The 16,550-nt window shown below is 42.4% G+C and carries 15 protein-coding genes; 6 read left to right on the top strand and 9 right to left on the bottom strand.

Features of this window, described 5'->3' with window-relative positions:
* The first annotated feature begins 1,793 nt into the window (after positions 1–1,793).
* Positions 1,794–2,120 carry a thioredoxin family protein gene (locus tag DP117_RS17190; RefSeq protein WP_169219504.1) on the top strand — a complete coding sequence of 109 codons (327 nt, stop codon included), beginning with the start codon at positions 1,794–1,796 and terminating at the stop codon, positions 2,118–2,120.
* Here DP117_RS17190 and DP117_RS17185 read toward each other — a convergent pair.
* Together DP117_RS17185 and DP117_RS17180 are read right to left on the bottom strand one after the other, a co-directional pair.
* The gene (locus tag DP117_RS17185) at positions 2,107–2,340 is read right to left on the bottom strand and encodes a hypothetical protein (RefSeq protein ID WP_169219503.1); all 234 of its coding nucleotides are present in this window, start codon (positions 2,338–2,340) and stop codon (positions 2,107–2,109) included. The genes DP117_RS17190 and DP117_RS17185 overlap by 14 nt on opposite strands.
* Before the next feature lie 38 nt (positions 2,341–2,378).
* Complete coding sequence (locus DP117_RS17180; RefSeq protein WP_169219502.1) at positions 2,379–4,232, bottom strand: S8 family peptidase; 1,854 nt, start codon at positions 4,230–4,232, stop codon at positions 2,379–2,381.
* 120 nt (positions 4,233–4,352) lie between these two features.
* Between DP117_RS17180 and DP117_RS17175 the strand changes: the two genes are divergently transcribed.
* The 4 genes from DP117_RS17175 (at position 4,353) to DP117_RS17160 (ending at position 7,249) form a co-directional block, all read left to right on the top strand.
* A complete protein-coding gene (locus DP117_RS17175; protein WP_169219501.1) occupies positions 4,353–4,775 on the top strand; it encodes a hypothetical protein in 423 nt (140 codons plus the stop codon).
* 93 nt (positions 4,776–4,868) lie between these two features.
* The gene (gene thiD / locus DP117_RS17170) at positions 4,869–5,714 is read left to right on the top strand and encodes a bifunctional hydroxymethylpyrimidine kinase/phosphomethylpyrimidine kinase (RefSeq protein WP_169219500.1); all 846 of its coding nucleotides are present in this window, start codon (positions 4,869–4,871) and stop codon (positions 5,712–5,714) included.
* Between the two features lie 152 nt (positions 5,715–5,866).
* On the top strand, positions 5,867–6,457 hold the full coding sequence (locus tag DP117_RS17165; RefSeq protein ID WP_169219499.1) for a hypothetical protein: 591 nt from the start codon (positions 5,867–5,869) through the stop codon (positions 6,455–6,457).
* Between the two features lie 453 nt (positions 6,458–6,910).
* Entirely contained in the window at positions 6,911–7,249 is a 339-nt protein-coding gene (locus tag DP117_RS17160) for a P-II family nitrogen regulator (protein ID WP_017749852.1), read from the top strand.
* A 156-nt stretch (positions 7,250–7,405) separates the two neighbouring features.
* Here DP117_RS17160 and rdgB read toward each other — a convergent pair whose 3' ends face one another.
* The 3 genes from rdgB to pip all read right to left on the bottom strand — a co-directional run bounded on the left by rdgB (position 7,406) and on the right by pip (position 10,588).
* Positions 7,406–7,990 (bottom strand): RdgB/HAM1 family non-canonical purine NTP pyrophosphatase, encoded by a 585-nt coding sequence (gene rdgB / locus DP117_RS17155; RefSeq protein WP_169219498.1) that lies wholly within the window; start codon positions 7,988–7,990, stop codon positions 7,406–7,408.
* A gap of 76 nt (positions 7,991–8,066) precedes the next feature.
* A complete protein-coding gene (locus DP117_RS17150) occupies positions 8,067–9,503 on the bottom strand; it encodes a phosphoglucomutase/phosphomannomutase family protein (RefSeq protein ID WP_169219497.1) in 1,437 nt (478 codons plus the stop codon).
* A 131-nt stretch (positions 9,504–9,634) separates the two neighbouring features.
* Positions 9,635–10,588, bottom strand: a complete 954-nt coding sequence (gene pip / locus DP117_RS17145) for a prolyl aminopeptidase (RefSeq protein WP_169219496.1) — start codon at positions 10,586–10,588, stop codon at positions 9,635–9,637.
* 492 nt (positions 10,589–11,080) lie between these two features.
* Here pip and lysS point away from each other — a divergent pair, with 492 nt between their 5' ends.
* On the top strand, positions 11,081–12,286 hold the full coding sequence (gene lysS / locus DP117_RS17140; protein WP_169219495.1) for a homocitrate synthase: 1,206 nt from the start codon (positions 11,081–11,083) through the stop codon (positions 12,284–12,286).
* Here lysS and DP117_RS17135 read toward each other — a convergent pair.
* From DP117_RS17135 to DP117_RS17120, 4 genes are all read right to left on the bottom strand, one after another.
* A complete protein-coding gene (locus DP117_RS17135; protein ID WP_211176162.1) occupies positions 12,210–13,328 on the bottom strand; it encodes an AbrB family transcriptional regulator in 1,119 nt (372 codons plus the stop codon). The genes lysS and DP117_RS17135 overlap by 77 nt on opposite strands.
* Before the next feature lie 229 nt (positions 13,329–13,557).
* Positions 13,558–14,067, bottom strand: a complete 510-nt coding sequence (locus DP117_RS17130) for a plasmid segregation centromere-binding protein ParR (protein WP_169219493.1) — start codon at positions 14,065–14,067, stop codon at positions 13,558–13,560.
* 5 nt (positions 14,068–14,072) lie between these two features.
* On the bottom strand, positions 14,073–15,218 hold the full coding sequence (locus tag DP117_RS17125) for a ParM/StbA family protein (RefSeq protein ID WP_169219492.1): 1,146 nt from the start codon (positions 15,216–15,218) through the stop codon (positions 14,073–14,075).
* A 261-nt stretch (positions 15,219–15,479) separates the two neighbouring features.
* On the bottom strand, positions 15,480–16,094 hold the full coding sequence (locus DP117_RS17120; RefSeq protein ID WP_169219491.1) for a DedA family protein: 615 nt from the start codon (positions 16,092–16,094) through the stop codon (positions 15,480–15,482).
* Positions 16,095–16,550 lie beyond the last annotated feature (456 nt).

Here is a 16,550-nt window from a genome sequence, read left to right as displayed (position 1 = left end):
CCCTCGCCTTTAGGCAGGGGTGTTGACAGGGCTATTTTTCCTCTGGCTCGGCAGATTTTTCGCTTGTTTTACCCAACCTTAGTACCGTTTTCATTGCACTTGCGTATGCTTGCGGCATGCTTGACGCCGAGTGTGCGCTAAGGGCACACTCAGCTTACATGACAAGCTTTTGCTCCTTCTTGAATGGTAGCTTTATTTCTGCGTCCTTTGTACTAGTTTGTTAACACCCTCTGAATTTTTCCGGTAGTTTGTAAATGGCAAGTATTTACGATCAACACAAAATTGTCCGGAGGAAGCAGTTATCTGTGGAACATAGTATTGGTAGATGCACCCTGATAACTGACACCCCTAGTAGACTTTCGGCTACTTGGGGGTTTTTTATTTTTCAACCTAAAGAAAATATTTTTACTTCTATTTTGCAGAATTTATCCGGAGGAAGCAGTTATCTGTGGAACATAGTATTGGTAGATGCACCCTGATAACTGACACCCCTAGTAGACTTTCGGCTACTTGGGGGTTTTTTATTTTTCAACCTAAAGAAAATATTTTTACTTCTATTTTGTAGAATTTATCCGGAGAAAGTGGTTATCTGTAGAACATAGTATTGGTAGATGCACCCTGATAACTGAAACCCCTAGTAGACTTTCGGCTACTTGGGTTTTTTTTATGGCTGAGACAACATTCTCCCCAATCTTAACTTATTTATCTTGTGAAGTACCCCACCGCATTCAGGGATGGGGCTTCCTGTCTCGCAGGCAGATGCCACTTATGGTACTTACATTGCTGCAAGTCCGACACTAGTGTCGGTGATGGTCTTACTCTCCCTCTCTGGTCTTACGACCTTTATCTAGCAAGCTAGAACCCAGGCAGACTCCCGTCTTCCACAGGAGTATATTGATTTTTTGGCGAAGATTTACATCGAGTGTGCTTACGCGTTCCAGTGGCAAATCTCATTCCGCTTCATTAAAACCGGAAAAACTGCGGTGCCTCATTACAAGTTAATGGGACCCCAAAGCCCCCCGCCCTCGGCATCTGGCGTGCTGCCCTCTCCGTAAGACGAGCGTGCGTGGAGAATGCGGGGCGCGGATGGAGAATTACGGCGTCAGGTTAAAGATTTAGTGATTCACAGAACATAGCACAGATGCACCCTGATAACTCACTTCCCTAGTTAGCTACCTGCTACTAGGGATTTTTTTTGTTTTTGACACAAAACGGACTGAATTTTCGCGCTTTTGTCCGGAACACCCCAGTTACTCACAGAACATAGTATTGGTAGATGCACCCTGATAACTCACTTCCCTAGTCGGCTACCTGCTACTGGGGATTTTTTTGTTTTTGACACAAAACGGACTGAATTTTCGCGCTTTTGTCCGGAACACCCCAGTTACTCACAGAACATAGTATTGGTAGATGCACCCTGATAACTCACTTCCCTAGTCGGCTACCTGCTACTGGGGGGGTTTTTTCAAATGTAGAGGCTTGACGCTCTCTCTTTAGCTCCAGAGAACCGAGCGTTTTATAGGTCAAAAAATGTGCTGTTCAATGTGATTGTTGATTCGTCAGCTTAGTTGGGTACTTCTGGTCATACTATGAAATTTTGTGCATGTTTGAATCTGATAGATGAATAAATAAGACGCTTATACTAGCATAAGTTAGTACAAACATAGCCAAAAATTTTCGTTTCACCCAAATTCTTAATATTTTTTCTATAATTCTTCACTGGTAATATTTGGTATTCTCCTATTATGTGTTATTCAACAAGCAAGTGTTAATAGTTCGAGAGTTGTAAATTCATGAATTTAGCTGTCATCAAGTTCTCTTCGGAAGACTGCGGCATCTGCCACAAGATGTCTTTTTATGACAAAAAGGTGACTGAGGAATTGGGTTTGCAATTTATTGACGTTAAGATGCAGGATACAGCGACTTATCGGAAGTATCGTCATATTTTGCTGACTCAGTATCCTGATAAATCACAGATGGGATGGCCTACCTACGTTGTTTGTGATTCGCCAGAAGGGGAACTTCAGATTCTAGGCGAGGTCAAAGGTGGTCATCCCAAGGGGGAATTTAGAAGTCGCTTGCAAGAAGTTCTGAATTCAACCGCCTCTAAGGAGAACTAATCACCTCAAAGGATTTTACTTCTAGTACTGGACCAATCATAGCAACAGTCATAATATCTTCACGCACCTGTCCAGTGACTTTTGCTTTTTGTCCTTGTTTGAGTAAACTTTTGTCTACTCCTCTAAGGATTTCATATGTATCGCCCTTATCAGTAACTAGCGCCCAAGCGCCAGTACCAATATCACGGTGTTCAATAGTACCTGTAATTGTGATGCTCATATCTGTAAACCTTTAATTGATGAGGGAGTGAGGAAGTATCAGGCTGGTTGTTCTTCGTTTTTGACTACTAAGCGAGCTAAGCCGAAACATAATACGGCATTAACAATGAGGAACAGACGAGCTAGGATACTACTGCCCAATCCCCAAACTTCGGGATCTGATATCGCACTCACCGCTAAACACGCTGCTACACCTAGTGATGAACCAATGGCAAACCACTTCCATTTTGGATTTCCTAGCAAGAGTGCCATTAAGGCTAAAGGAATCAGTACACTAGCAAACAGTGGGTTAAAGGCATTTGTTCCTTGAAGGGTATTCCCTAATTCTGGAATAGAACTTCCCAGTAAGCGGAATGGCCATTGGGGAAGGTCAAAAATATAGAATCCCTTCAGGAAAAATAATCCAGAACTACCAGTGATTAATCCCCAAGATAAAGTCCAACCCCAGCGGAATGGGAAATAAACCCGTAAAAACCAAGCCAGAAGATAAGAACCGATAACCATCAAAATCTTGGGTAACAACGCCACTGCACCGCCATCAATCCAAAAGCGCGGGTTGAGATAGCCGTTATCTCGCAGCCAACGAAAGAAATCTTGGAAGGTGATTTGTCCTTGAGTGGCTAACTGTACTGCTGCTTCTGCATTGAGTTGTCCAGCGCCATAGTAGTTCAAACCGTCATCCTGAATAGTTCGTGCTGACTGCTTGAGAACTTCAAGGATTTGGTTTGGTTCTTTCACGCCAGAAGCTTTGACTAATGCAGCAACACCAGCAACGTGGGGTGCAGCCATGCTGGTACCTTGGAAGCCCATGAACACTGCAGTACCCTTGTTATCAGGATCGATGGTTTCTTGCAAAATCTTGCCTGCATCACTACCACCAGGGGCAGAAATATCCACTCCAGCACCAAAGTTAGAATAAGGTGCTCTTTCTCCATCTGGACCTAATGCTGAAACACCAATAACATGGGGATAACGCGCTGGATAAGCAACGGAATTCTGGTTTTCATTACCAGCAGCAGCAATGATGACGACGCCTTTTCTATAAGCATAGTCAATTGCATCTTCCATGAGCCGACTTTCACCGCCACCACCTAAGCTCATGTTGATAACATCTGCACCGTTATCAGCAGCAAACTTAATCGCTTCTGCGATATCAGCAACAGTACCACCGCCATACTCACTGAGTACCTTGAGAGGCATAAGCTTAGCTTCGTAGGCAATTCCAGCTACGCCATAGCTGTTGTTAGTCGATTGGGCAATCGTACCAGCAACGTGAGTGCCATGACCATTGTCGTCTTTAGCTTCTACTCTGTCGTTAACAAAGTCGTAGCCATCGACAAATTCTGTCTCTATGAGGTCACGGACACGAGTGATACCAGTATCAATGACTGCAACTGTAATGTCTTTACCTTTGGTTTGAGTCCATGCGCCTTGAACATGAATATTGTGCAAATTCCATTGCTTACTGTAATAAGGATCGTTAGGACCTGTATCAGCAACTTTCTCTTCGTCAGCACCTTGGGGCACCAACAGTTCTCCTAACCAAGTGACTTTACCTGGTTTTGGAAACCTGTAGATATAGTTTGGTTCGATAAAATCCATTGCTTGGGCAAATGGCGACTTTTTCAGTTCTTTGAGTCGCTGCTGATCGCCCTTGATGATATAAACGTTCTCTTTAGCGGAAAATTGATTGTCCAGTTGGGGAGTCACGTTGTACTGTTGAGCAATAGCTTGCAAATCCTGTTGCAATACCTCTTTGGGAATATCTTCCCGAAAATTTAGCACTATTGTCTCAAACTCTCCTTTGGCTGCTAGTCCCTGAAAATTAATAAAATTAAACAGGACAACACTCAGCCCGATGACAAATAAGCAAAATAATATTAGCTTTCTCATATAAAACGGTTACAGCTTTTTGCCAGTTTGCTCACTACCATAACTCATACAAGTGCTTTAGTGCTGCATAGAGTAGTAAACTTAGGATTTTTATACATTACTCAGGACAATTTTTCAAAGATGGAACGCGGTCTTTTATGGTTACCCTTATTGTTTGCATTTTTTTGGTTGGCTTGGCAAGGCTCCCAGGAGTATCAAAAAATAGAAGCATATCGTACTTGGGCAGAGCAATTTGAACGAGCTAAGTATGATATTTATGCAGTTTTAGGTCAAAAAGACAACAATATAACTTGGGGCAAACCAACGCCAAAAGGTCCAATCAAGTTAGAAACATTTTCTTTGCTTGATGTCCAAAAAATCACTCTTATAATAGATGACAAACAAGTAGAAATAGATAAAGCGCCAGAAAAAGGTCGTACTATTGAGTTAGAATTTTTGTTTTCTGAACCAGATAAAACAGTACGTGTTCCTTTTACAGAAGTTCCCCTAGCTGCAGAATGGGGTAAATTTTTACAAAGTCAATTGCAAAGGCTTCAAAGTTAAAAGTTTAAAGCCAAAAACGAATAACAACCAGCTTAAACACAGATGGAAAAGCAGGGAAGTTTCTCTCCCTGACTCCCTGACTCTCCTAAAATTATGAACTCTAAAACAACACCCAAAATCCCCGTTGCTTTAACGATCGCCGGTTCTGATAGCGGTGGCGGTGCGGGTATTCAAGCAGATTTACGCACTTTTGCCTTTCACTGCGTTCATGGTACAAGCGCCATTACCTGCGTGACAGCACAAAATACTTTGGGTGTCATGCGGGTTGATGCTATACCACCGGAGGCTGTCGTGGCACAAATGAGTGCGGTTTACGAAGACATTGGCGTGCAAGCAGCGAAAACGGGAATGTTACTTAACAAGGAAATCATAACCGCTGTTGCTCAACAGGTGGAGGCTTTACAAATTCATAACTTAGTCGTCGATCCAGTTATGGTCTCTCGCACAGGGGCTCAATTACTGGATGATGAGGCTGTGAAAAGTCTTCGACATTTACTTATTCCGAAGGCTGCTATTATAACACCAAATCGCTACGAAGCTCAGATTTTGAGCGGGTTACAAATTCACTCACTAGAGGATATGAAAGCAGCGGCTCAAATTATTCACAAGAACACAGGGGCAAAGGTTGTTTTAGTCAAGGGTGGAGGTTTGCAAGGAAATTTACGTGGTGTTGATATCTGGTTTGATGGACACACAATGGAAACTTTGACCATAAAACACGTAGAGACGAAAAACTCTCATGGTACTGGTTGTACTCTTTCTGCGGCGATCGCCGCCCATCTTGCACTCGGAAGCGACTTGATCACAGCAGTACACCGGGCAAAGGAGTATGTCACTTCTGCACTTTCTTACGCCTTAGACATTGGCAAAGGGCAAGGTCCTGTGGGACACTTCTTTACATTACTGAGTCAATCAGAAATGACAGAAGTTACACAATAACTCACCAAGATATATTTTACTATTGATTAACTTGTATCTTTGTGCTCCTAAATTGTAAATTAATAATCTTTCGCCCTAAGAACATCTTTTTATATACTCTTGGGCATAGCTTCAGAAGTTGACTGACGTTCAATTTTGATATCAATTCACCAATGCGAATAATCACAAGTTCTGTTGATGGCAGTACACCAGTAACAAATACACAAGCCTATTCTCCCTCTGTACCACTTTCTGTATATCGGGACTTGGCAAGAGAGTTGCAAGGTGTGCAAGCAAAGCTAGATGCTCTCAATGCTCAAAATCAACATATCATGCAAGAAAATCAATTGCTTCGCCAAGAAATTGCCAAAGCTGTTGAGTCTGTTTTGCGCTTGCAAAAGTTGGTTGATTCACAAGCAACTGTTAATTTTCATCAAGCTTCTCAATCTTCTTCTGATTGTAGAACACAAACTAAACGACCAGTGACTGCTACAGTCTCTAAAGAACAAGTTTCACGTTCACGTACCTTTTATAGAGGAGATTCGCAAACACTTGTTTTTACTCCAGAAATAGAAATTTCCAGTCCGATTCCGGAACCAGTTTTTATAGAAGAGCAAGAAGTCAGCTACGATCTCTACAGCGAATCAGAACCTTCACAAATTAGAGGCTGGTGGATAATAATAGGTATCTTGTTAATTATTGTTCTGGGTTTTGGTGCTGGCTATTTGATTGTACGCCCCTTATTTGAAAGTCATAGTCGTTAAATCAAATCATTTTGTAGCACTCCACAACTTATCTTTATTTTCAGTTAAATAAGTTACGAAAAAATGATAAATTGAACCAAGAAACCTCATATCATAACTTAAAAGATGATTAAGGTAGAGAATACTTGCTGATTCTACTTTTCTTTCATAAGTAGGTCATCTACCGTGAAATCATGTGGTAAGTGAGTAGATATTTCTTTGAGGTTACGCTGCTAAGTTGATGAGCGTTCTGATTGTATTATCTTGAAAAATAGCTTGCGCGTGGAAACCTCGCAACGCTTTTTTCGCTTTTTTCGTTCAAACTGTCCAAATTCAACACGCTCGCTCTTGACTTTTGAATTTTAACAGTTCTCACAAGTTAAGGGAAGCAAGTGAAATGGAAACAGCTTAGTTAAAGCGTTAGAGACAGGTAATCTGCTTTGATAGAGAAACGTAGAAGTTGGGAGACACAACATGAAAAAAGTAGAAGCTATTATCCGCCCTTTTAAACTGGATGAGGTGAAAATTGCCCTCGTCAATGCTGGTATCGTTGGTATGACTGTTTCAGAAGTTCGAGGTTTTGGACGTCAAAAAGGTCAAACAGAACGTTATCGTGGTTCTGAGTACACTGTTGAGTTTTTGCAAAAACTGAAAGTGGAAATAGTTGTTGAAGACAACCAGGTTGATATGGTAGTTGACAAAATTATCGCAGCTGCTCGCACTGGTGAAATCGGTGATGGCAAAATTTTCATCTCGCCAGTTGAACAAGTTGTGCGGATTCGTACAGGCGAAAAGAATACAGAAGCTGTTTAACAGTTATCAGTTATCAGTTATTAGTTATCAGTACTTGTTGTTCAAAATCCACAGATAACTGTTCACCGTTCACTCGTTTCATGGTTAGAAGTTAGTGGTTAGTCGTTAGTCGTTTATAGTTAAATGAAAATTCAACTAACAACTAACAACTAACAACTAACAATGAGTGTTGTTTAAATGAGGCAATTTTTGAAGTAAGGCTGCAAAAGCTTTGCCTCGATGACTGACTGAACGCTTCAACTCTGGTGTCATTTCAGCAAATGTCAATTGCTTGTCTTGAGGGCAAAAAATTGGATCATAGCCGAAACCACCACTTCCACGAGGCGCGTGGAGAATTTGACCACGACAAACACCCTCGGATTGTAAAGCAATTGTACCATCTGGACGAGCGATCGCCACAACACAAACAAATTGCGCTTGTCGATTTGGTGTATCGCCTAGTTCTTTCAACACTCTGGCAATGCGATCGCCATCAGTTTTGGCATAACGTGCAGAATACACTCCTGGTGCGCCATTAAGCGCATCGACTTGCAAACCAGAATCATCGGCGATCGCCCAGTTTCCTGTTGCTTGTGCAACTTGAGATGCTTTTAAGCAGGCGTTGGCGGCAAAAGTATCTCCTGTTTCCTCAATTTCCAAGTCTTCTGGTTTGAGAGTTAATTCCCAACCACAATCACTTAGGTAAGCTTGCATCTCACGCAACTTACCTGGATTTCCTGTCGCTACTACGAGTAATGTCATAAGTCAGTTAGCAGTTAACAGTTAACAGTTAACAGTTAATAGTGATCACTGACAACTGATAACTGAATAACTGATATTACTCTGCCCAGTTTTTTGCCCAAGCGAGAGTTTGATGTACTTGTTCAAGTGTGGGGGCTTCGCAGTACAGGCGTAAAACGGGTTCGGTACCGCTAAAACGAATCATTAACCAACTGTTATCCGCTAAGCGGAACTTGTAGCCATCAATGGTTTGACAATCAATGACTGGTTTTGCTGCTATTTCTGTTAAAGGTTGGGTTTGCAGTTGTTGCAAAAGACGCGATCGCACTTCCATGCTAGCGAGGGGTAAATCGATGCGATCGTATGCAGAACTGAAGTCTGTTTGTTCTTGCAAGTGGCGATAGTAGTCACCTAAATCCAGCCCAGATTCCACAATCGCTTCTAGTACGTACAATGCTGACAGAAGTGCATCGCGTTCAGGTATGTGGCTTCCGTAGCCAATTCCTCCCGACTCTTCGCCACCCAATAACACTTGTGTTTCTAACATTCTGTCAGCAATGTATTTATAACCAACGGCTGTTTCAAATACTGACAAGTTATGCAGTGCTGCGACGCGGGGAATCAAGTCAGAACCACTCACGGTTTTGACTATTTCGCCCTTAAAATTACGCCGTAGCGTTAAGTGGTCAATTAATATTGGGATTAAGATTTGTGAACTGAGAAAATTGCCTTCTCCATCAACAGCAGCAATGCGATCGCTATCTCCATCAAACACCAACCCTACTGTTAAACCTGCTTGATTTGTTTCTCGATGATTTCGCATCACCTCAAACAAACGCGAAAGATATTTGGGTAATGGTTCTGGTGCGCCACCACCAAAAAGAGGATCACGATTGCTGTTAATTTCTTTGATCTCATTGCCTAGTAACATTGCCAATCCGCCAGCAGCAGCGCCATGCATCACATCAGCGAATACTGTGAGTTTACCTGCAGCTATAGCATCGCGGATTTTTCCAATATTAACTTTACCTTTTAGTGCTTCACAATAGCTGTGCCAAGGGTTGAACTTCTCTATCTTGGCTGGCATTGATGCGGGTGGTAATGCTTCTAATAAAAGTGCTTCTATCTGCTTGGTAACTTCTGGCGGTACAGAACCACCAAAAGCGCTTTTGACTTTCAATCCCAAATATTTACCTGGATTGTGACTGGCGGTAATGACAAGTGCGCCCAAGGCATTTTGTTGCTTTGCCGCCCAACTAAAAGCTGGGGTTGGGGCATAAGTATCCGTTAGTAGTACATCAAATCCAGCAGCACAGACAACATCGGCGACTTTGTAGGCAAAATCTTCTGCCATAAACCGTCGATCATGTCCTACAATAATTGTACGGTTACCTGTTGTTTTTCCGTATGTATTAAGTAACACTTTTGCTGCAAGTGGTGCAACTAAGGCTACACGCTCAAAGGTGAACTCATCACCGATGACGCCCCGCCAGCCGTCTGTACCAAATTTGACTACGTTAGCTGCTACTGACATTGAGGTATCCCTACTTCCTAACAGTGGATTTTAGCATTTACACCGGGCACCCCGTAACAAGACATTTAGTATAAAAAGTCTAATACTCATAGAATATCAAATCATGACACATAAACAAGCAAATGTGTTCCCTACTCACTGAAATTTGCAAATTTATCTGTTGCCTCAATTAAAGCACTGAGAATTCCTGGTTCACTCATTGAATGTCCGGCATCAGGGACGACAACAAATTTTGCTTCTGGCCAAGCACGATGTAATTCCCAAGCTGATATCATTGGACAAACAACATCATAACGTCCCTGAATAATGACAGCAGGAATATGGCGGATGCGGTCAACATTTGAAAGTAATTGATTTTCTGTTTTAAAAAATCCTTGATTAATAAAATAATGACACTCAATTCGCGCAAATGCTTCGGCAAATTCATTGATACTAAATTTTTGCATCAGTGTTGTGTCTTGAAACAATCGACTTGTACTCGCTTCCCAAATTGACCAAGCACGCGCTGCTTCCAACCGAGTTTGTGAATTTGGACTAGTCAAGCGTTTGTAATAAGCTGTGATCATATCATCTCGTTCAGCAAGCTCAATTGGTTTGAGATATTCTTCCCAAGCATCAGGAAAAATATAACTAGCCCCTTCTTGATAGAACCATCGCAGTTCTTTGCGCCTTAACATAAATATACCGCGTAGGATAAGTCCTGTGCATCGAGAGGGATGAGTTTGACTGTAGGCTAATGATAAAGTACTTCCCCAACTACCACCGAATACAACCCACTTCTCTATATTTAAATGCTCTCGCAGCTTTTCAATATCACTAACTAAATCCCAAGTCGTATTCTCCCGTAATTCTGCATGAGGTGTACTTTGACCGCAACCACGTTGGTCAAACATTATAAGACGCCATTTTTCTGGATGGAAATATTGTCGATAAAAGGGCGGACATCCACCACCAGGTCCTCCGTGTAGCAAAACTATTGGCTTACCCTGTGGATTGCCTGATTCTTCAAAATGAATGGTGTGGAGGTCACAAACCTTTAACTTGCCTTGTTTGTAAGGTTCTATTGGTGGGTAAAGTTTTTGCATGCCATTTCTTATACTGCTTGTCATAAAAAAATTGTATAACAAATGACTTTGGGATGAGTTGTTTTTGATGCAGGCGATCAGCCGGAGGCTTTAGCATGTGCGTATCGCCGTAAGTCCTGCGGAGGTTTGCGCTCAGGTGAGGCAAAGCCAAAATCTCATGAACTATGCACAATGTCAAGAATATTCTGTTTTCGATTTTTATAGTTTTCTTATTTTTGATTTTTTGAACCTTATTTTAATAATCAAAAATACTTTTGTTAACTTTTTTATGACAATAGTTAACTTTTTAAAATTTTCATCTCGTATGTCTTTTTCAAGAAAAATAGTAGCAATGAGTTATAGTCCTTCTTTTCTGTAGAAATAACTTTGAAAATTGCAGTAGGGCATAAACAGACGGTTTAATATGAATTGAAGCTTGAATTTGCAGGGGATAAAAACTGCCCTTAAGACTCAGCTTATCTATAAATAATTGCTAAGAAAAGGACTAAATCAATGTCACTAAGCCAGTTTGCAATTGTTGAAAGTACTCTGCGCGAAGGAGAACAATTTTGTCTTGCCAACTTTTCATCAAATGATAGGGTTGAGATTGCCAAAGCACTCGACAATTTCGGCGTTGACTACATTGAAGTGACATCTCCTTGTGCTTCTCCTCAATCCCGTCGAGATTGTCAGCGTTTGACTCGATTAGGCTTGCACTCCAAAATACTGACGCATATTCGCTGCCATCTGAACGATGCCAAAGTTGCTTTAGATACAGGGGTTAATGGCATTAATATGTTCATTGGTACCTCTAGTGTTTTACGCCAGTTTGGTCATGGCAAGAGCATCAATGAAATCCTTGAACTGGCAAGTGAAGTCATTACTTTTATCCACGAACAAAGCCCTGAAACTGAGTTGCGCTTTTCCACCGAAGATTCCTTCCGTAGTTCACTTCCAGATTTGTTACAGGTTTATCTTGCTATCGATAAACTCGGAATCGTGAACCGTTTCGGTATAGCTGATACTGTAGGCGTAGCGACGCCAAATCAAGTTTTTCATCTCGTGCAGACGCTACGTCAATATACTGATAAAGATATTGAGTTTCATGGTCATAATGACACTGGTTGTGCGATCGCCAATAGCTACGCCGCCCTCGAAGCTGGTGCAACTCATATCGATACGACTATCTTAGGAATTGGTGAGCGTAATGGGATTACGCCTCTTGCTGGCTTGATTGCTCGCCTTTACACTGTCGAGCCAGAGCAGTTGAAGCGTAAATACTGTCTGCATCACCTCCAAGAATTACATCACCTCGTCGCTGATAAAGTTGGCATCACTATTCCCTTCAACCATTACATTCTTGGTTCAGCGGCTTTCAGCCACAAAGCTGGCATTCATACTCAAGCAATCCTCAATAATCCCAACACTTATGAAGTGATTAATCCCAGTGATTTTGGTTTGACACGCTCGTTTTTGATAAATCACAAGCTGACAGGGAAGCATGCAATTGCTCATCGAGCGAGTCAATTAGGGCTAAACTTCGATAAATTCCAAATTCAGACAATTACCCAAAGGATTAAAGCTTTAGCTGATCAACAACATCTTACTCTGGATAAAGTTGATGAAATCCTCTACTCTGCTTTCAAGGTTCAACACGGTTCAATTCCACCAATTCCTCTTCTTCCTCCAGTTGAGAATGAGCAGATTTGGCACGTTTGACCAAAAAAGCTACTAACCACGGGGCAATCAACAAAATACTCAACATCCGGGTTAATTGCATTGCCAGCACTAACCCGGTGTCACCGCCTAGCTGCATAACTGTAGCAATCATTGCCTCAATTCCTCCAGGAGTGAATCCCAAGACTGCCGTTACTGTATCAACGTGTGTCACCACATGAAACCCATATCCAACTCCCAAACAAAGGAGAATCAACACAATAACCAAACCCACCTCAATGAATACAGCTCGCAAGAGTTTATGGACAGTTTGCCAGTCAAACTGTACACCAATAGACAGTCCAATCAGCAGTTGTCCTGCATAAAAAAGGGGCTGAGGCATTTGTATTTGGAACGGTAGCATCCAAAATACAACTAAGCCAACGAGAAACGGACCTAAAAACCCGGATGAGGGGAGACGGAATTGCCTTCCTCCCCAAATACCCAAACCGCCACACACAACCAGTATCAATAAGTTCAACAACATTGGCAGTGTTGGTAGGTTATTTGTGATCACAACAGTCGCTGTAACTTGTGTGTCTGGGTTGGTAGGAAAAAGTAAAGTGGCTACGGTTGGCAGGATTAAGACGACTAGCAATACCCGGATATACTGGATGACGGCAATACTGAGTGTATCTGCCCCTATTTCTTCACTCATGGCAACGATACTAGAAGCACCACCAGGTATAAAACCTAAAAAACATGTGGTGGCATCAATGCCAGCCCAACGACTTAACAGGTAGCCGCTGAGCATACTTAGGCTAGCCGTTATCAAAACACACAGTAGCATAGGGATGGCGTAGCTTGTTGCCACACTGAGTGTCTCCGGGGAAAGGCGAGTCGCAGTAACAATACCGATGATGACTTGCCCTACTGTTTTAAACGTCGAAGGAAAGGGTTGAAGATCACCCTTGATAACTGCATAGGCAATTCCCACTAGCATTGGACCAAGTAGCCAACCTACTGGAATATGTAACCAGTGGAATAAAAAGCCAGCTAGAATTGCAGTGACTAGCTGCTGAATAATTTTTGGAATCTCGCTCAAACTTGAGATTCTTTTCTCTCGCAATAGAGAGTTCTTATCTTGATGGCTGACAGATTGGGAGTCAGGTAAAGGTGAAGTTTTCCAGAACACACAAATATAGAATAGCTATAAACAGCCTAGCTTATAAAGCAACACTAAAATTAAAATATCTAAACATTAAACCCCCTTAATGAGGATTTCATTAGGGAGGTTTAATGGGAGTGCAACACATTCCCAACACTGATTGTCTCTAGAAATCATCCAGAAATTGGCTAATACGGCTGATAACTGGATCAACCTCTTGAGAAGAAATACTAGCAGCATTAGTAGAACTAGAAGTATGATTGACAACCTCTAGCACTGGGACCTGTTGTTGGTTTGCTGAGGAATTGGTTGATACATGATTAACCATGATAGCTAGCTGAGTGACTTGTTGGCTCAGTTGCATCAGCTGGTGTTCTATCATCTCCAAGCGATGAGATTCTTTCGCAAAAAAACGTTCTTCCAGATCAGCTATCTGACTTTGCAGTGCAGCCATTTGTTGTTCCACCCCTGGTGCTGCTGTTGCTGCTGGTTTCGGGGCTGGTCGTACAGATTCCGGTACGCACAAAGATTGCCATAAGGCTTCTTTACAGAGGTCGCTGAAAGTCTTTTGGGGATCTTTCTCCAAGTGACTTTCGACAAGAGCTAACAAGCTTTCGTCAGCCACCCCCGGTTCAAACGTAACGGATTTCACTACTTTTTTTGACCATTGGAACATCAGTGTTAAGTTCTAGCGCGAGCGTTGGATAACTGTGCCTCTCCGTAAATGTACTGCCCCAAAGCGTTTGCTTGTCGGGACGGTGAAGCTAAATGAGCGTTAATTTTTGCTTCTTTGAGCAAACGTTGAACATCTTCCCAAAAGAATTCTCCACCTCCTCCGGTGAGAATCACATCGGTAACGCGCTCTGGTAGCCATGCTAGCACGCGGTTACAGATTTCGCGAGAAAACATTTCTGTCAAATTGGGGAGAAAATCATCTAAATTGGTGGGTTTGCTCGCGCCTCTGGGACGATAGAAGCGATCGCCCTTGATTCGGTTCACTGCAGCGATTAAAGATAAAGACTGGCTATCTGCTCCCTCTATTTCGGCCGCAACCAGTTCATAAAACTTGCTCATCCCGAAGTCTTCGCTCTTTGACGCACCTCGGGCAAAGCGGAAATTATCAATCATCAAACAATCTGTTGTCTGATGTCCGATATCAACAATTGCCACAGAGACTTTAGTAAAGTCGGGCATTGCTGCGCCTTTTTTTGGTTGAGCCTCACACCATAGTAAGCTGCCATAGCCTTCTGGCATGACCCAAACCTTGTTGATGTTCAACGATACGGATTCTCCGCGAAAATTCATCACATGAGGACCATTAAGTTGGCTAATGAGCTGTGCTTTTTCCTTCTCAAATTGTTCTTGAGAAAGGTAAGGCAGACCAAGCACCACGGAAATATCATCTTTGAGCTTAAAATAGCCAGCACAAGCCAAGACTTTGATGAGTGCCAATTCGACCTTAGATTGACCAACTCCCAGGTTAGCCCCAAAATCTGCTGCCAATTGACCAACAGCGTATCCACTGCCTTGATATTCCAGCCACAAATCCATCAAAGGATCGGTTGCGCGGGCTTCAAAAACACCTCCACGCACTTGTTCCATTGACATTTCTTTCACGTTAGCCGATACGAACGTTACATTATTAGACTCGCGGCTAATACAAGTCTTTGTGGAAGTTCTACCTAAATCAATACTGAGAATTTTTTTCCCCGGATGACCTCCAACTGGTTGAGGGGGAGCTGCATTTATCGGATTAGCTGCTGCAACTCTATTCATTGGAATAGCAGCGGCGTTCATGGGAGTAGCGGCGGAAGGTTGGTCTGACATGAAAGCTCCTAGTACTTAACTTAGCTGTCACAAGTTATCATGCTCATCTTACAAAGATGGATTTACCAGAAAACTTCTGTTGCGTCAACTGTATCAAGTAATTCGCAAACAATGACTCAGTTGTTGAGTCATAAAGATAGCGCATAAGTCCCGGTCTATACCAAGAATTGGTAAAGCAAGAAGCGAGAGTTAGAAAGTTGCTAACGCTTGCTTTTAGACAAAAAATGCTGGTTTTTTTGCGCTGATTAAAGACAAGAATGTTTATTTTCTCCTGTTTTTTCGCTTACGCTTCACCACCCAGACAACAAATGCCAGGATCAGAACCACAAGTACGATTTTAGAAACAGGAGCCAGATACTTGTCCACGAGTTCATACTGACTACCCAAGGCATATCCTGAGTATGTTAGCAAACCAACCCATACAGCGCTACCTAAAGTTGAGTAAATTAAAAATGGCAGCAGGTGCATATTGCTGATGCCTGCAGGAACAGAAATCAAAGTACGGACTCCCGGTACAAGACGACCAATACAAACTGCTTTGCCACCTTGTCTATCAAACCAGCGCTTTGCGTTGACAATATCCTTGCTAGATACACTCAACCACTTACCGTATTTGTCAGCCCAAACGTGCAAGCGTCTCTCTCCCAAGTATTTGCCGGGATAGTACCAGACGAGTGCGCCTAGCACAGAACCAAGTAGTCCTGCAAAAAATACACCGGTGACATTGAGTTTTTCTGGTGTTGCCCTTGCCGTAAATCCCGCCAATGGCATAATCAGTTCTGAAGGAATCGGGGGAAATAAATTTTCTAGAAACATCAACAGAGCGATTCCCCAGTAGCCTAAAGAATTAATTGTATTAGTTATCCACTCAAGCATTAAGTATAGTCCTAAGGTTGCTGCAGAAATTTTATCGTTCTTAAGTTATACCCGTCACTCAGTTATATAAGCATTATTTAAATACTTACCATCTTAACATCAATGAAAAAGGGTACAGGTTAAAGATTCTGGATGACAACGAAATTCTATTCTTCCGTCCTCGACAACCTATTCCCCCATTTCTTTTTATACTTCCTATCTTGCTGTCACGGGGTCTTACACGTAAGAAATGAGCGGTCGCACTTGGGACAAGAAAAAGGGTCAAGCCTTTGTTTGGTTGATCTGTCTTCCAAGTCGAGTACGCGTGGTAATAAGGCTTGACCCTTTTTCCCAGTCGGAACCCCGTTTCACCCTCTTGGGTGTAACGGAGAGCCTCACGATTGATTGCTGAGTCGCTTTGCGACACGCGCAAGGGACGCATCCGCTCGCAACGGGGTTATTAGGGTTGGGCTCATT

Origin of the sequence: Brasilonema sp. UFV-L1 (assembly GCF_012912105.1) — a bacterium.
Taxonomy (GTDB): domain Bacteria; phylum Cyanobacteriota; class Cyanobacteriia; order Cyanobacteriales; family Nostocaceae; genus Brasilonema.
This window is presented reverse-complemented; position numbering and strand designations above follow the sequence as displayed.

Excerpts from the sequence above, each read along its gene's own strand:
- DP117_RS17190 (WP_169219504.1), top strand. The coding sequence starts at position 1,794 with ATGAATTTAGCTGTCATCAAGTTCTCTTCGGAAGACTGCGGCATCTGC.
- DP117_RS17185 (WP_169219503.1), bottom strand. The coding sequence starts at position 2,340 with ATGAGCATCACAATTACAGGTACTATTGAACACCGTGATATTGGTACT.
- DP117_RS17180 (WP_169219502.1), bottom strand. The coding sequence starts at position 4,232 with ATGAGAAAGCTAATATTATTTTGCTTATTTGTCATCGGGCTGAGTGTT.
- DP117_RS17175 (WP_169219501.1), top strand. The coding sequence starts at position 4,353 with ATGGAACGCGGTCTTTTATGGTTACCCTTATTGTTTGCATTTTTTTGG.
- thiD (WP_169219500.1), top strand. The coding sequence starts at position 4,869 with ATGAACTCTAAAACAACACCCAAAATCCCCGTTGCTTTAACGATCGCC.
- DP117_RS17165 (WP_169219499.1), top strand. The coding sequence starts at position 5,867 with ATGCGAATAATCACAAGTTCTGTTGATGGCAGTACACCAGTAACAAAT.
- DP117_RS17160 (WP_017749852.1), top strand. The coding sequence starts at position 6,911 with ATGAAAAAAGTAGAAGCTATTATCCGCCCTTTTAAACTGGATGAGGTG.
- rdgB (WP_169219498.1), bottom strand. The coding sequence starts at position 7,990 with ATGACATTACTCGTAGTAGCGACAGGAAATCCAGGTAAGTTGCGTGAG.
- DP117_RS17150 (WP_169219497.1), bottom strand. The coding sequence starts at position 9,503 with ATGTCAGTAGCAGCTAACGTAGTCAAATTTGGTACAGACGGCTGGCGG.
- pip (WP_169219496.1), bottom strand. The coding sequence starts at position 10,588 with ATGCAAAAACTTTACCCACCAATAGAACCTTACAAACAAGGCAAGTTA.
- lysS (WP_169219495.1), top strand. The coding sequence starts at position 11,081 with ATGTCACTAAGCCAGTTTGCAATTGTTGAAAGTACTCTGCGCGAAGGA.
- DP117_RS17130 (WP_169219493.1), bottom strand. The coding sequence starts at position 14,067 with ATGTTCCAATGGTCAAAAAAAGTAGTGAAATCCGTTACGTTTGAACCG.
- DP117_RS17125 (WP_169219492.1), bottom strand. The coding sequence starts at position 15,218 with ATGTCAGACCAACCTTCCGCCGCTACTCCCATGAACGCCGCTGCTATT.
- DP117_RS17120 (WP_169219491.1), bottom strand. The coding sequence starts at position 16,094 with ATGCTTGAGTGGATAACTAATACAATTAATTCTTTAGGCTACTGGGGA.